Source organism: Streptomyces sp. NPDC023527 (assembly GCF_055560115.1).
In genome coordinates this window covers 244,930-259,709 of sequence record NZ_JBVHJJ010000009.1, presented here as the reverse complement: position 1 = coordinate 259,709, position 14,780 = coordinate 244,930, and the positions used below count along the sequence as shown (strand labels likewise).

At 72.6% G+C, this 14,780-nt stretch carries 15 protein-coding genes and 1 pseudogene; 8 read left to right on the top strand and 8 right to left on the bottom strand.

The features are described 5' to 3' along the window. Together ACZ303_RS19825 and ACZ303_RS19820 are read left to right on the top strand one after the other, a co-directional pair. Window positions 1-567 (top strand): annotated as a pseudogene (locus ACZ303_RS19825) (DEAD/DEAH box helicase); the annotation flags it as partial. A gap of 231 nt (window positions 568-798) precedes the next feature. Next, window positions 799-1,650, top strand: a complete 852-nt coding sequence (locus tag ACZ303_RS19820; protein ID WP_467340635.1) for an alpha/beta fold hydrolase — start codon at window positions 799-801, stop codon at window positions 1,648-1,650. A 7-nt stretch (window positions 1,651-1,657) separates the two neighbouring features. Here ACZ303_RS19820 and ACZ303_RS19815 read toward each other — a convergent pair whose 3' ends face one another. Continuing rightward, window positions 1,658-2,452 (bottom strand): VOC family protein, encoded by a 795-nt coding sequence (locus ACZ303_RS19815; RefSeq protein WP_467340633.1) that lies wholly within the window; start codon window positions 2,450-2,452, stop codon window positions 1,658-1,660. 166 nt (window positions 2,453-2,618) lie between these two features. Continuing rightward, window positions 2,619-3,548 (bottom strand): NYN domain-containing protein, encoded by a 930-nt coding sequence (locus ACZ303_RS19810; RefSeq protein ID WP_467340798.1) that lies wholly within the window; start codon window positions 3,546-3,548, stop codon window positions 2,619-2,621. Between the two features lie 217 nt (window positions 3,549-3,765). On the opposite strand from ACZ303_RS19810, the gene ACZ303_RS19805 reads away from it, so the two are divergent. Further along, a complete protein-coding gene (locus tag ACZ303_RS19805) occupies window positions 3,766-3,918 on the top strand; it encodes a hypothetical protein (protein ID WP_467340631.1) in 153 nt (50 codons plus the stop codon). A gap of 105 nt (window positions 3,919-4,023) precedes the next feature. Here ACZ303_RS19805 and ACZ303_RS19800 read toward each other — a convergent pair whose 3' ends face one another. From ACZ303_RS19800 to ACZ303_RS19785, 4 genes are all read right to left on the bottom strand, one after another. Further along, on the bottom strand, window positions 4,024-4,629 hold the full coding sequence (locus ACZ303_RS19800) for a MarC family protein (RefSeq protein ID WP_467340629.1): 606 nt from the start codon (window positions 4,627-4,629) through the stop codon (window positions 4,024-4,026). 158 nt (window positions 4,630-4,787) lie between these two features. Further along, on the bottom strand, window positions 4,788-5,660 hold the full coding sequence (locus ACZ303_RS19795; protein WP_467340627.1) for a PHP domain-containing protein: 873 nt from the start codon (window positions 5,658-5,660) through the stop codon (window positions 4,788-4,790). A 211-nt stretch (window positions 5,661-5,871) separates the two neighbouring features. Beyond that, a complete protein-coding gene (locus tag ACZ303_RS19790; RefSeq protein WP_467340625.1) occupies window positions 5,872-6,525 on the bottom strand; it encodes a DUF6758 family protein in 654 nt (217 codons plus the stop codon). 75 nt (window positions 6,526-6,600) lie between these two features. Then, a complete protein-coding gene (locus tag ACZ303_RS19785) occupies window positions 6,601-7,185 on the bottom strand; it encodes a suppressor of fused domain protein (RefSeq protein ID WP_467340623.1) in 585 nt (194 codons plus the stop codon). Between the two features lie 456 nt (window positions 7,186-7,641). On the opposite strand from ACZ303_RS19785, the gene ACZ303_RS19780 reads away from it, so the two are divergent. Next, window positions 7,642-8,748, top strand: a complete 1,107-nt coding sequence (locus ACZ303_RS19780) for a magnesium and cobalt transport protein CorA (protein WP_467340621.1) — start codon at window positions 7,642-7,644, stop codon at window positions 8,746-8,748. Here the strand turns inward: ACZ303_RS19780 and ACZ303_RS19775 are convergent. After that, complete coding sequence (locus ACZ303_RS19775) at window positions 8,745-9,704, bottom strand: DMT family transporter (RefSeq protein ID WP_467340619.1); 960 nt, start codon at window positions 9,702-9,704, stop codon at window positions 8,745-8,747. The genes ACZ303_RS19780 and ACZ303_RS19775 overlap by 4 nt on opposite strands. 38 nt (window positions 9,705-9,742) lie before the next feature. On the opposite strand from ACZ303_RS19775, the gene ACZ303_RS19770 reads away from it, so the two are divergent. Next, window positions 9,743-10,243, top strand: coding sequence for a hypothetical protein (locus ACZ303_RS19770; protein ID WP_467340617.1), 501 nt, complete (start codon window positions 9,743-9,745; stop codon window positions 10,241-10,243). A gap of 468 nt (window positions 10,244-10,711) precedes the next feature. Here the strand turns inward: ACZ303_RS19770 and ACZ303_RS19765 are convergent, their stop codons facing one another. Further along, window positions 10,712-11,488 (bottom strand): hypothetical protein, encoded by a 777-nt coding sequence (locus tag ACZ303_RS19765; protein ID WP_467340615.1) that lies wholly within the window; start codon window positions 11,486-11,488, stop codon window positions 10,712-10,714. Window positions 11,489-11,646: 158 nt separating this feature from the next. Between ACZ303_RS19765 and ACZ303_RS19760 the strand changes: the two genes are divergently transcribed. The 3 genes from ACZ303_RS19760 to ACZ303_RS19750 are packed head-to-tail and all read left to right on the top strand — an operon-like array spanning window position 11,647 to window position 14,678. Then, the gene (locus ACZ303_RS19760) at window positions 11,647-12,942 is read left to right on the top strand and encodes a magnesium transporter MgtE N-terminal domain-containing protein (protein WP_467340613.1); all 1,296 of its coding nucleotides are present in this window, start codon (window positions 11,647-11,649) and stop codon (window positions 12,940-12,942) included. Further along, window positions 12,932-13,471 carry a DUF1003 domain-containing protein gene (locus ACZ303_RS19755; protein WP_467340611.1) on the top strand — a complete coding sequence of 180 codons (540 nt, stop codon included), beginning with the start codon at window positions 12,932-12,934 and terminating at the stop codon, window positions 13,469-13,471. The genes ACZ303_RS19760 and ACZ303_RS19755 overlap by 11 nt, the downstream gene beginning before the upstream one ends. Window positions 13,472-13,514: 43 nt before the next feature. Further along, window positions 13,515-14,678: an Mrp/NBP35 family ATP-binding protein gene (locus ACZ303_RS19750; protein ID WP_467340609.1), complete on the top strand. Its 1,164-nt coding sequence runs from the start codon at window positions 13,515-13,517 to the stop codon at window positions 14,676-14,678. Window positions 14,679-14,780: the final 102 nt, after the last annotated feature.

Below are 14,780 nucleotides of genomic sequence, written 5' to 3'. Positions count from 1 at the left end.
GCCGAGGCCGTCGAGGCCACGGAGGCCAAGCCCAAGCGCGCCACCCGCGCCAAGAAGGCCGCCGCCCCCGTGACGGAGGCCGCCGAGGCCGAGGCCGAGGTCAAGCCCAAGCGGACCCGGACGGCGAAGAAGGCCGTGGCGGCCGTCGACTCCGCCGAGGCCGTCGAGGTCGCGGAGACCAAGCCGAAGCGCGCCACCCGCGCCAAGAAGGCCGTGGAGACCGTCGAGGCCGTGGACGCCGCCGAGGCCAAGCCGAAGCGCACCCGGACCGCCAAGAAGGCCGTCGCCGCGGTCGAGACCGCCGAGGCCGTCGAGGCCACGGAGGCCAAGCCCAAGCGCGCCACCCGCGCCAAGAAGGCCGCCGCCCCCGTGACGGAGGCCGCCGAGGCCGAGGCCAAGCCCAAGCGGACGCGCGCCGCCAAGGCGACCGCCGTCGAGGCGGACGCCGAGGTGAAGCCGAAGCGCGCCACCCGCGCCAAGAAGGCTGTCGACGCCGTGGACGGCGCCGAGGTGAAGCCGAAGCGCACCCGCAAGGTGGCCGCTGCCAAGGTCACCGCCGAGGTCTGAGGCACCGCCTGACACCACCGATGGCCGGTCACCCCGCGAGGGTGACCGGCCATCGGCATGTGCGGGGCGGCCGCGCGGCGCGCGCCCAGGCGCTCCGAGTCCCGCCGCCCGCTGCTGGCACGCCGCGGATGCACGGCGACGCCCATGCGGCGGAGGATCCACACGGCACCGGCCTCGTGACGCGAGTCCCGCCCACGCGGCAGGCAGCACACGCCGCGCTAGCCTCGTGGCATGAGCAGGCCGCCCTTCCTCACCTTGCCCGCGTGCGCCCGCGCGTACCGTCTGACCACGTCCCGCGGCGAGTTCGCCGTGTACGACGCCCGCCCCGCCTCGCCGGAGCGCGGCACCGTGCTGCTGGTGCCTGGGTTCACCGGCAGCAAGGAGGACTTCATCGCGCTCCTGGAGCCGCTCGCGGCCGCCGGTTACCGCGCCGTGGCCGTCGACGGGCGGGGCCAGTACGAGAGCGGGGGGCCGCGCGAGCCCGGCGCGTACGAGCAGGACGAGCTGGCCCGCGACGTACGGGCGCAGGCGGCCGCTCTCGGCGGGCGGGTGCATCTGCTGGGGCACTCGCTGGGCGGGCTGATCGCGCGTGCCGCCGTGCTGGGCGACCCGGCGCCGTTCGCCTCACTGACCGTCATGAGCTGCGGCCCGGCCGCGATCTCCGCGCCCCAGCAGGCCCGTACACGGCGGCTGATCGAGGCGCTGGAGGTGCTGGACATGGAGGCCGTCTGGCAGGAGATGCGCCGGGCGGACGCGGAGGGCGCGCCCATCGAGGAGACGCCGGCCGAGCTGGGCACGTTCCTCCACCGCCGCTGGCTGGCCACCCTGCCCGAGCAACTCATCGTCACCGGGCAGCAGTTGATCGTCGAGCCGGACCGCACGGCGGAGCTGGCGGCCGTGCCGCTGCCCAAGCACGTCCTCTCGGGCGGCCTGGACTACGCCTGGCCGGTGCCGTCGATCGACGCGATGGCCAAGGAGCTGTCGGCGGTGCGCACGGTCGTCGAGGGTGCGGAGCACTCCCCCAACGCCGAGCGGCCGGCCGCCACCGCCGACGCGCTTCTACGCTTCTGGGACCTGGCCTGATCCGGGGCTAGCCGCCGGTCGACGTGATGGTGAAGAGCCCGCCGTCGGGGTCGCGCAGGGTCGCCTCGGGGCCCGAGCGGTAGTCCCCCACCCGGGTCTCGTCCGGCTCGGCGGCGACCGTGCCACCGGCCGCGAGGGCCGCGTCGACGGCCTTCTCGACGTCGTCGACGCAGAAGTAGACGTGCCAGCGCGGCCGGATCCGGGGGTCGGGTGCCGCCTCGACGGCGCCGCCGCGCAGGCAGGCCACCGTGTGCCCGGCGGCCCGCACCATCACGGCCTCGTCCTCGTAGCGCACCTCGCACCGGTCCGGGCGGCCGGTGGCCCACTCGAAGACCTCGCCGTAGAAGATGGCGGCGGCGAAGGCGTCGCGGGTGCGCAGTTCCAGCCAGGCGGGCGCGCCGTCGCGGCCGATGCTCCACTCGCGCAGCGTCCGGCCCTCCCAGAAGCCGAAGACGGCTCCGGCCGGATCGGCGGCCAGCGCGGCCCGCCCGTGTCCGAAGGAGAGCGGGCCGACGGCGACGGTCGCGCTGCGCTCGCGGATGCGGCCCGCCACCGTGTCGGCGTCCTCGACGGCGAAGTAGGACGTCCAGGAGACGGCGACGCCCATGCGGCGTGCGACGTTGCCGATGCCGGCGACGGGTTTCCCGTCGCGGAGGGCCACGGAGAAGTCCTCGCCCAGCGTGCCCGCCCGGAAGGTCCACCCCATCACCGCGCCGTAGAAGTCCTGCGCGGCCTTGAGATCGCCGGTCAGCAGGCTCACCCAGCACGGCGCGCCCGGCACGCCACGGTCGACGGAGGCCATGACCGTTCGCCTCGTTTCTGTTCCGAGTCCCCGCCGGCCGCTGCCGGACATCGGACTGATCCCGCACTTGCGGGGTGACCGCGCTCTCGGGGACACGGCCACCCCTAGCCAGGGTTCCACTCACCACCCCCGCGCGCATTCCGGCGCGCGCAGGCGCCCCCGCGGTTCAGTACTGCGTGCGCAAGTGGTCCCAGAAGCCGTCGCGCAGGGCGCGCCGCAGATCGGCGTGGCCGCGCAGCGACAGACCGAGCAGCGCCTCGGCCTCGACCAGCAGCTCCTGGTCGACGCCGCCCGGCAGGTAGGGGTGGCCGGGCAGCAGTTCCGCGAGGGTGTCCCGGCCGCGCGAGCCCAGCCACTGGGCCGCGACCTGCGCGCCGACGAAGCGCACGTCCTCCCGGCCGGGTGCGGGGCCCTGGTGGGCGGCGGCCTCACCGAAGGGCTCGTAGGTGGTGCGGCGGGTGACGTAGGGCTTGCAGAAGTCGAGGTCGAAGGTGCGCTGGCTGTCGACCTCCCACAGCAGCGGTTCGGCCTGGTTGCGGCCGCCGCCGGCCTCGATGCCCCAGAGGTGGACGCGGGCGCCGTAGCCCTGGGCCGCCTCGACGGCCGAGACGAGGTCCTCGTCCCCGCCGATGAGCGCCGCGTCGCTGATGGCGCGGTGGCGGGCGAGGGATTCGAGGTCGGTGCGGATGAGGGAGTCGACGCCCTTCTGCTGGTTGTTGGCGTTGAGGTTGCCGAGGCGGACCTTGACGTCGGGGAGCTCGGCGATGCTCTGCTGCTCGGCGGTGTGGATGCGCCGGCGGGCGCCGTCGTACCAGTAGACGCGCAGCAGTCTGCTGTCCGGGAAGATCATGCGGGCCTTGTCGATGAAGGCCTCGATCAGCCCCTCGGCGTCGAGGTCGAAGGTCCGCCGGTCCTCGGTGCCGGCGACGAGACGGCCGGCCGCGGCGTAGACATAGCCCGCGTCCACGAAGATCGCGTGGGTCGAGGGGGTGGTGGCGACCTCGGCGAGGACGCGGGTGAGCAGCTCATTGGTGCGTTCGACACCGGCGGCGATCGCGGCGAGATCGGGGTGGTCGGGGGTCGGTGCGTCAGGCATGGGGGTCATGGAGGGGTCTCATTGTCAGGATCGTCACGCAGAGGACATGTTCCGGTGCGCTACTCGTCAGTAATTAGTCATGTTAAAAATTTCCTTAGCGTAGGGAATGTTTGCAGGCGCCACCTCGTTGGACACGTATGGAACGCGTCGCACTGTGGCGACGCGCACCGCCACTCATGGAGTTCTCCTCAGGAGGATCAGGACGAAGGGAGAAGCCTTGCGCTTCGAAATCATGCGTCTGGACGACATCGACGGTACGGCCGTCGACAGCACCGTCGTGGACGCCGCCTCCGTCAATCGGATCGTGCAGCAGGCCGCCTCGATCGGCCAGCGCATCTATATCCGCCCGGCCACCACCGCGGTCCGGTAACGCCTCACGCATTCCCACGTGCACGACACCCCCGTACGGACCGTACGGGGGTGTCGTGCGTTCGCGGCGGTGCCGCGCCGGGCGCGCGGGCGGGCCCGGCCCAGGTCAGCGGTTGGCGATGACCTGGGTGATGCCGTTGATGATCTGCTGGACGGCGAGCGCCGAGAGCATCATGCCCGCGAGGCGCGTCACCAGCACCACGCCGCCGTCCTTGATGACCCGGATGATCAGCAGCGAGTAGCGCATCACCACCCACAGCACGATGTGCATCGCGGCGATCGCGGCCCATACCGACACCTGCCCGGTGATGCCGTCGGCCCGCTGCACCGCCAGGATCACCGAGACGATCGCACCGGGCCCGGCCAGCAGCGGCATGCCCAGCGGGACGAGCGCGACATTGACGTCCTTGGTCTGCGTCGGCTCCTCCGACTTGCCCGTCAGCAGGTCCAGCGCGATCAGCAGCAGGAGCAGCCCGCCCGCGATCATCAGCGCGGGGGTGGTGATGTGCAGATAGTCCAGGATCTGCTGGCCGCAGATGCCGAAGACGGCGATGACGCCGAAGGCGACCGCGGCCGCCTGCCAGGCCATACGGCGCTGGACCTTGGCCGGGCGGCCGGAGGTGAGGGCGAGGAAGATCGGCGTGATGCCGGGCGGGTCCATGATCACAAAAAGCGTGAGAAAGAGGGATCCGAAGACAGCGATGTCGAACACAGTGAGGGCCTTGCGAGAGTGGTGCGAGCAGGAGCGAACGCCCGTCGGGAGGCGCGTACGGGCGTACGGGCCGCGGCGGGCGGGGCGTGACGGGCGCCGTCACCCGCGCACGGCATGACAGACGTGCGGACGCGACCGGGCCCGGGAAAGGGGTGCGGTCAGCCGCCGGCGCCGGGGACGGGGAACGCGCCCGTGGCCCGGCGCGTGATCTCGCCGTAGATTTCCGGGTCGGTCGTGAACTCGCCGAGCCGGCAGGTCTTGCGGCTGCCGTGGTAGTCGCTGGAACCGGTGGTCAGCAGGGAGAGGTCGGCGGCGAGGCTCCGCAGCCGGGTGCGGGCGGGCTCGTCGTGGTCCATGTGGTCCACCTCGACGCCGTCGAGCCCGGCCGAGGCCAGCTCGGCTATCGCGGTCTCCGAGATGCCGTTGCCGCGCTTGAGCGCGAAGGGGTGCGCGAGGACGGTGACCCCGCCCGCCGCCTTGACCAGGCGGATCGCGTCGAAGGGGTCGAGTTCGTGCTTCTCGACGTAGGCGCGGCCGTCACCGGCGAGCCAGTCGGAGGTGAAGGCGTCGGAGACGGTGTCGATCACACCGAGCTCGACCATGGCGCTGGCCACGTGCGGCCGGCCCACGGCGCCGCCGCCGGCGATCTCGGCCACGCGCTCCCAGGCGACCGGCACACCGAGCTCGTTGAGCTTGGCGACCATGGCGCGGGCGCGGGGCACGCGGTCGTCGCGGAGCAGCTCCCGCTCGCGCGCGAGCTCCGGCTCCAGCGGGTCGAAGAGGTAGGCCAGCATGTGGACGCTGAAGCCGTCGGGGCCGTCGAAGCGGCAGGAGAGCTCGGCGCCGGTGACGAGGGTCAGGTCGCGGTCGAGCCGCGCCAGCTCCGCGATGGCCTCGGCGTGGCCGCCGACACCGTCGTGATCGGTCAGCGCCACGACGTCCAGCCCGGCGGCCGCGGCGTTGCGCACCAGCTCGGCGGGGGTGTCCGTGCCGTCCGAAGCCGTGGAGTGGGTGTGCAGATCGATGCGCACGACTCGGCCTCCGGGCTCGACGGGGACGGACAGGACCGGTTCAGGATAACTGTCGTTCGAACAGGCGGTGGCCGGTGCGGTGGATCAGGCGCGCGGCGGGGGGACGGACGGGCCCGGCGTACGGGCTGTCGGCCGGGCCCGGCCACGGCGGTCGTGTACGGGCCTACCGGCGAGGGTCCCGCACGCCCGCGGTCGTACGCGTCGTACGGGCCTATCTGCCGGGCCCCGGCGAGAGCAGTTGAGGTGACAGCGCGCCGCACGGCAGCAGGTCGACCTCGGCGCCCGCCTCGCGCAGGTCGGTGAGCACCAGCTCGTCGTACATCAGCAGCCCCGACCGCTCCGGCCAGACCACCGCCCACAGCCACAGCCCGCACGCCTCGCCCGCGAAGACGGCCCGGTCGTCGGGCGCGCCCTCGATGTGCCACAGCGGCGTGGGGCGGCCCGCGGCGTGGACCTTGGCGTGGGGCGGGCGGTCGACGGAGATATAGGGGCCGGGGTCGGGCCCGTCGATGCCGGCATAGCGGGCACCGAGGCCGACGCCGAGCTCCTCGGCGACGAGCAGCAGCTCACCCGGGCCGCCGAGCGGGCTCGGCCCCGAGCAGGCGACGGCGGTGGCCCGGCCGCCGCTGCGGTCGTCGCCCGCGCAGCCCACGCCCGTGAACAGCCAGCCGACGGGCAGCGGCCAGGGCATCCACACCGGCACCTGAGCGCGGTTGACCACCACGGCCAGTGCTTCGACGCTCGGTGGGACGACCGGCTGCAAGGGGTGCACGGTGCCGTGCAGGGAGCACTGCCAGGAGTCGGCGAAGAGACCGGGCGCACGCACCCGGCCACCGCACTTCGGGCAACTGGGTTCGCCCCTCATAGGGCCCAACGGTCCTCCGCGACCGCCGCCGCGTCAAGGACGATCACCCGTCCGGAGCGGCGACACACCGGAGCGTCACCCCAGGGGCACCCCTGACCTCATCGGGTCACGCAGATCGGTGCCGTGGCGCAGCCACCGCTCCTCCAGCGCGGCCGCGCCCTGGACGCGTTTCCACGCCGCCTCGTTCGGTGTCATCGGCAGCAGCGGAAGGAAGCGGACGGGGTCCATCGGCTCGTCCAGTTCGAGGTCCGGCACCAGGCCGCCGGACTCGGCGACGAGCACGGACGTGAAGGGTGCCCCCGGCCACAGCGGTTCGCCGGTGTCCAGTGACGCGCCCGGGGCCACGACCAGGCCCTCCACCTGAGGAGTGGCGGCGAGCACGGCCAGCGGGCGGAGCACCTTGTCGGTGTCGGCGAGCCCGGCGCGGACGGTGAGGACGAGCTCGGCGCGGGGACCGCGGAGCGGGTCGGCGACGACGGCCGTGGGGTCGGCCATGGGCTGGGCGGACATGCCCAGGGTGGCGTAGCGCACGACGTCTCCGTCGAGGAAGCGGAGGACCTCGATGCGGTCCGTACCCAGGAAGGTCACCGCGGCGCGTGCGTCCGGTTCGCCCAGGGCTGTCCGTAGGCGGGCCTCGACCAGTGCGAGAACGTCTGACATGCAGTGAGCATAGAACGCGTATCGAACGGGCAAAGGAGGGTATTGACGCGTCAAGTGGCTGCTAGCCTTGACCTCTGGTCAGGGAGTTACGTTCGTCCCCCAGCGGGGACCGGCCGGAGGAGGTGGGGCTGCGGTGGATCCTAGTCGACCGTGCAGTACCGACAGTTCTCCCGTCCCTCCCGCTCCGGACGCGTTTTTTGTGATCTGAAGCCTTCCACCGACGGCCTTCTCGCCCGGCCATCTCTCCGGAAGCCCCTTCGCGCCCGCGGCGTTTGACGGAAGAGCGCCTTCGTCTCGCTTTGTTCCGTGTTCTCTGCGAACTGCCGTCAGTCCTCAACGCACCACGCGAAGCGCCGCCCGATTTGCGGACGTATCCCTTTTTCCAGGCATCACGTCCACGTTCCTGGCAGCGTTGCGCTCACCCCGACTGGCGGCCGGCCCGTGAAGGAGCCTGCCATGTCGATGATCCGTGACCTGCGTGCCGCCGTCCGCCCCGCCCTGCGCCGCAGCACCGCGCCGTACGACTACGACCCCACCCGCGACCCCGCCACCAGCAGCGCCGTGGTGGACTGCGCCGTCTACCGCGACGGCAAGCGGGCCAGCGACCACGTCAGCCCGGCCGAGGCCATGCGGCGCGTACGGACCGACGGGGGCTTCGCGTGGATCGGGCTGCACGAGCCGACGGAGCGTGAGTTCTCCGGCATCGCCCGGGAGTTCGGGCTGCACCCGCTGGCCGTGGAGGACGCCGTCCACGCCCACCAGCGGCCCAAGCTGGAGCGCTACGACGACACGCTGTTCACCGTCTTCAAGACCATCCACTACGTCGAGCACGCCGAACTGACCGCGACCAGCGAGGTGGTGGAGACGGGCGAGGTGATGTGTTTCACCGGCCCGGACTTCATCATCACCGTCCGGCACGGCGGCCAGGGCTCGCTGCGCGCGCTGCGCCACCGCCTCCAGGACGACCCCGAGCTGCTCGCCAAGGGCCCCTCGGCGGTGCTGCACGCCATCGCCGACCAGGTCGTCGACGGCTACATCGCGGTCGCCGACGCCGTGCAGGACGACATCGACGAGGTGGAGATCGATGTCTTCTCCGCGCCCAGCAAGGGATCCTCGCGCGGTGGTGACGCCGGGCGGATCTACCAGCTCAAGCGCGAGGTGCTGGAGTTCAAGCGGGCGGTGACCCCGCTGATGCGGCCGATGCAGCAGCTCAGCGAGCGGCCGATGCGGCTGGTGGAGCCGGACATCCAGAAGTACTTCCGCGATGTCGCCGACCACCTCGCGCGCGTGCACGAGCAGGTGGTGTCCTTCGACGACCTGCTCAACTCGATCCTCCAGGCCAACCTCGCGCAGGCGTCGGTCGCCCAGAACGAGGACATGCGCAAGATCACCTCATGGGCGGCGATCTTCGCCGTGCCGACGATGATCGCGGGGATCTACGGCATGAACTTCGACTACATGCCGGAACTGAAGTGGAAGTACGGCTACCCCGCCGTCATGATCGTCACGGTCTCGATCTGTGTCGCCATCCACCGCGGCTTCAAGCGCAACGGCTGGCTCTAGCGCCGTTTCCCGGCCCGGTCCGCCATGATCACGAGCGCCAGCCCGGCGAGGATGACCGCGAGCGCCGGGTAGGCGGCCGGGGGCGGCAGCTGGCCGAGCCACAGCGCCGCGATGAGGGCCGCGCCGGGCGTCTCCAGCAGGATCGCCGTCGAGGTGACGGACGGGCCGAGGCCCTTGACGACCCGGTTGATGAGCGAGTGGCCGAGCAGCTGCGCGGTGAGGGTCAGCACGGCCAGCTTCAGCCAGGTGCCGCCGCTGTAGCCGCCGAGGGAGGCGCCGGAGAGCAGGCAGACGGCGAGCAGCAGCACGGTCGTGGTGACGTAGAGGACGTACGTGTACGCGATGGTGCCCACCGTGCGGCGCACCTCCGCGCCCAGCAGGACGTAACCGGCGGCCGCCATGCCGCCCGCGAGGGCGAGGGCGTCGCCGGCGAGGGCGCGCGGGGAGACCGAGAGGTCGACGCCGGTGAGGAGCACGACGCCGAGGAAGGCGAGGGCGGTGCCCGCCCAGACGAGCGCGGGCGGGCGGTGGCCGCGCAGCCGCAGCAGGAGCGTCGTCCAGATCGGGGTCGTGGTGACCAGCGCCGTCGAGGACGCGACGGAGGTCATACGGAGGCTGGGCAGCCACACCGCGAAGTGCACGGCGAGCAGCGCGCCGGCGGCGACGGACAGGAGCAGGGCCCGGCGTCCGATGCCGCGCAGCTCGGCGCGGTTCCGCAGGAGCGCGAGGGGGGTGAGCGCGCCGACGGCCATGGCGTTGCGCCAGAAGGCGATGGCGAGGGCCGGGGCGGCTATGGAGGCGGTGAGCGGGGCGGAGAGGGATATGCCGGTGATGGCCATGGCGAGCAGGGCCATGTCCGTACGGGCGCCGGGGCGGGCGGCGGGCTCGCCGGCGGCGGGGGATGTGCGGGCCGAGCGCGCGGCGCGGGCGGTACGGGTGGGGGTGCGGGCGGTCATCACCCACCCAGCGTAGTCAGCGGCATAAAGTAAGCGGCATGACGCAGACGCAGGCACTGATCGAAGAGGCCACGAAGAAGTCCGGCCTGATCTGGGTGCAGGGCCCGACGGGGCCCAGCCGCGCGCTGTGGCACGTGTGGCACGAGGGCGCCGCCCATCTCGTCGGCGGCCCCGGCGAGCAGCCGCTGGAGGGGCTCGGCCTCACGGACGGCGGGCGGGCCACCGTCACGGTTCGCAGCAAGGACAAGGGCGGCCGCCTGGTGAGCTGGACCGCGGAGGTCGCCGAGCTCGCCGCGCGCGGTGAGGCCTGGACCGCGGCGGTCGCCGAACTCAAGGGCAAGCGCCTCAACGCGCCGGACGCGGAACACCTGGAGGACCGCTGGGCGACCGACTGCCGCGTCCTGAGCCTGACCCCGACGGGCGACACGATGGCCCTTCCGGCGGATTCCCTGACCTCCCGGCCCTTGCCGACCCCCGCGACGACCCGCGAACCGATGCCGGCGTCCCTCCCACGCCTGCTCCGCCGGGGCCGCGGGTAGCCCTGCGGGCGGCTTCGGCTGTCCTGGGTGAGCCCTGATCGCGGCTGCGGGGCGGCCTGCGGCCGGCTGGCACGTACGTACGTACGACCCGTCGGCTCGGCACCGCCGGACCACGCCGTAGGGCGTCCCGCCGACGCGGCGGGAAGAAACGGCCGACCCGGCCGCCGACGCAGCGGAAAAGCGGCGCAGTCGGCACCCGGCCAAACCCTCCCGGCCCCGCCCGCAAACCCCGCCGCAACCGGCATCAGCCACCACAGCGGAACCCGGCGGTGCCCAACCAGGCGGAGCCACCGTACGTACGACACCGTCGGCTCGGCACCGCCGGACCACGCCGTAGGGCGTCCCGCCGACGCGGCGGGAAGAAACGGCCCGCTCGACCGGCCGGACCGGCACCTGGCCGCCGACACGGCGGGAAGCGGCCGGACCACCACCCGGCCGGCCCCTCCCGGACCGCGCCGCCCGCAAGGGTCAACCCGCTGTCGGGATTCTCTTGCCGTAGTCCACCGTGTCGCCCTTCGAGGGGACCGACAGGGCGAAGTCCTGACCCCAGTCGGCCAGTTCCAGCTGGCCCGCGCCGCCCGCGCGCTGGACGCGCAGGGGGTAGGGCGTGCCCGTGAGGGAGACGTCGAGCGTGCCGCCGGAGCCGCCCGCGCCGCTGACGCGGATCGTGCGGGTGCCGCCGACCGTGCCGTGCTCACCGCGGGAGAGCTTGCCGTGCAGGCCGATGAGCCCGTCCAGCAGGACGTCCTTGTCGGTGAAGCCCTTGAGCTTCTGGTACGAGGGGTCGCCCGACGGCACCTTCACGTACTTCTTCTCCAGCTTGCCGGCCGCCGCCGCGCTGTTCCCCTTCGGCGCGGAACCGGGCGCGGAGCTCGGCGCGGCCGAGGCCGCACCGCCCTCCCCGTGCGACCAGAACGACGCCGGCGCCTTCAGGTAGAGCTCCTGACCCACCCGCAGCAGTTCGAACGTGGTGGGGCCGGAGGAGACCCGCCCCGTCCCCCCGTCCCGCTTCAGCCGCATGTCGAGCTTGTACGTACGCCCCTGGCTGACGACGCTGCCGGACAGGTGTACCGCGGGGGCCGTCCGCGCGGCCGAGCGCGCCTGGTCCTGGATCTTGGCGGGGTCGAGCTTGCCGACGCCATTGGTGCCCGCGTCGGGGTCCTTGGCACCGCTGCCACAGGCGGTGAGCGCCACGGACAGGCCGACGCACAGCGCTCCCATGAGAGCCGCGTTCCGGGTACGCACGTCTGCTCTTGCCTCCTGTCACGGGCTGGAGTACGGCAGCGTACCCGTGCCGCCCAGGAGCGGAAGCCGGCAGTCCGTACGGCCGTCTCTCCCGCGCCGGGCGGAAGGGGGGCACGTTAGCCTGAACCGGACAAAGCACTGGAGGAGGAGGCGCGGCCATGGCAGCAGGCGCCCACCGGGTGTTCGTGTCGCACCTCTCCGGCATCGCCGTCTTCGATCCGAACGGCGACCAGGTGGGCCGGGTGCAGGACCTCGTCGCGATGCTGCGCGTCGGAGGGCGGCCGCCGCGCGTCCTGGGACTGGTCGTGGAGGTCGTCAGCCGCCGCCGGATCTTCCTGCCCATGACGCGGGTGACGGGCGTGGAGTCCGGTCAGGTCATCACCACCGGCGTGATCAACATGCGGCGCTTCGAGCAGCGGCCGACCGAGACCCTGGTCCTGGGCGAGTTGCTCGACCGGCGCGTACGTCTGGTCGAGGGGGGCGAGGAGGTGACCGTCCTCGACGTATCGATCATGCAGCTGCCGGCCCGCCGCGACTGGCAGATCGACAAGGTCTTCGTCCGCCGCGGCAAGGGCGGCGCGCTGCGCCGCAAGGGCGAGGCGCTGACGGTCGAGTGGTCGGCCGTCACCGGCTTCTCCCTGGAGGAGCACGGGCAGGGCGCCGAGAACCTCCTCGCCACGTTCGAGCGGCTGCGCCCCGCCGACCTGGCCAACGTCCTCCACCACCTGTCGCCGAAGCGGCGCGCGGAGGTCGCGGCCGCCCTGGACGACGACCGCCTCGCCGATGTCCTGGAGGAGCTGCCGGAGGACGACCAGATCGAGATCCTCGGCAAGCTGAAGGAGGAGCGCGCCGCCGACGTCCTGGAGGCGATGGACCCCGACGACGCGGCCGACCTCCTCTCCGAGCTGCCCGAGGACGACAAGGAGCGGCTGCTGACCCTGATGCAGCCGGACGACGCGGCCGACGTGCGCCGCCTCCTGGCGTACGAGGAGCGGACGGCGGGCGGACTGATGACCACCGAGCCGATCGTGCTGCGGCCCGACGCCACGATCGCCGACGCCCTCGCGCGTGTGCGCAACCCCGACCTCTCCCCCGCGCTCGCCGCCCAGGTCTACGTCTGCCGGCCGCCGGACGAGACGCCGACCGGCAAATACCTCGGCACGGTGCACTTCCAGCGGCTGCTGCGCGACCCGCCGTTCACGCTCGTCGGGTCGATCGTCGACACCGATCTGCGGCCGATGCCGCCGGACACCCCGCTGCCGGCCGTCACCAGCTATCTGGCCACGTACAACATGGTGGCCGCGCCCGTGGTCGACGCGGACGGCTCGCTGCTGGGGGCGGTCACCGTCGACGACGTCCTGGACCACCTGCTGCCCGAGGACTGGCGGGAGACGGAGCTGCACTACGGGGCGCTGGGGATGAGCGATCTTCGGGAGGTCGACGATGGTGGCTGACCGCGGCCGCGAGGAGCGGCCCCCGGACCGGCCCCGGGTGCGGCTGGACCTGCCGAGGGTGAAGCGGCGCAGCTGGCTGCCGGCGTACGACCCGGAGGCGTTCGGGCGGACCTCGGAGCGGATCGCGCGGTTCCTGGGCACGGGCCGGTTCATCGTGTGGATGACGGTCGTCATCATCCTGTGGGTGCTGTGGAACACCACCGCGCCCGGGCACCTGCGGTTCGACAATTACCCCTTCATCTTCCTGACCCTGATGCTGTCGCTCCAGGCGTCGTACGCGGCGCCGCTGATCCTGCTGGCGCAGAACCGGCAGGACGACCGGGACCGGGTCAATCTGGAGCAGGACCGCAAGCAGAACGAGCGGTCGATCGCGGACACCGAATACCTGACGCGGGAGGTGGCGACGTTGCGGATGGGGCTGGGGGAGGTCGCGACGCGGGACTGGATCCGCTCGGAGTTCCAGGAGCTGGTCAAGGAGCTGGAGCAGCGCCGGGTATTCCCGCGGGAGAGTGAGGAACGCGACCGCTGACAGCCCTTTCCGGCAGCCCGGTGGGGCGCCGTAACATCGACGCATGGCTACCGACACTCCCGCAGGATCCGCGCCGGGCGAGGACGCGATCCGCGCCGCGCTGGCGACGGTGAACGATCCCGAGATCCACCGCCCGATCACCGAACTGGGCATGGTGAAGTCCGTGGACATCGCGGCGGACGGCACGGTCGCCGTGGCGGTCTATCTGACGGTCTCCGGCTGCCCGATGCGCGAGACGATCATCAGCAACGTACGGAACGCGGTGGCGGCCGTCGAGGGCGTCACGGACGTCTCCGTCGAGCTGGACGTGATGAGCGACGAGCAGCGCAAGGAGCTCGCGGCCTCGCTGCGCGGTGGCACGGCCGAGCGTGAGGTGCCCTTCGCCAAGCCCGGCTCGCTGACCCGCGTCTACGCGGTGGCCTCCGGCAAGGGCGGCGTCGGCAAGTCGTCCGTGACGGTCAACCTGGCGGCCGCGATGGCCGCCGACGGGCTGAAGGTCGGCGTCGTGGACGCGGACATCTACGGCCACTCGGTCCCCCGCATGCTGGGCGCGGGCGACAGCCGGCCCACCCAGGTCGAGAACATGATCATGCCGCCGTCGGCGAACGGCGTGAAGGTCATCTCCATCGGGATGTTCACGCCGGGCAACGCCCCGGTGGTGTGGCGCGGCCCGATGCTGCACCGCGCCCTCCAGCAGTTCCTGGCGGATGTCTACTGGGGCGACCTGGACGTCCTGCTGCTCGACCTCCCGCCGGGCACCGGTGACATCGCGATCTCGGTCGCGCAGCTCGTGCCGAACGCCGAGATCCTCGTGGTGACGACCCCGCAGCAGGCCGCCGCCGAGGTCGCCGAGCGCGCCGGTTCGATCGCCGTGCAGACGCACCAGAAGATCGTCGGTGTCGTGGAGAACATGTCCGGGCTGCCCTGCCCGCACTGCGACGAGATGGTCGACGTCTTCGGCACGGGCGGCGGCCAGACGGTCGCCGACGGGCTCACCCGGACCACGGGCGCCACCGTGCCGGTGCTGGGCTCGATCCCCATCGACGTACGGCTGCGCGAGGGCGGCGACGACGGCCGTCCGGTCGTCCTGACCGACCCGGACTCCCCGGCCGGCAGCGCGCTGCGCGCCATCGCGGGCAAGCTGGGCGGCCGCCAGCGCGGCCTGTCGGGCATGTCGCTGGGCATCACCCCGCGCAACAAGTTCTGAGACCCGGACAGGCGTACGGGGAGCGTCCCGTACGCCCTGGCGGCCCGGTGACGCGGTAAGGGGCGGTCTCCACGGAGACCGCCCCTTACCGCTGCCTGCCGG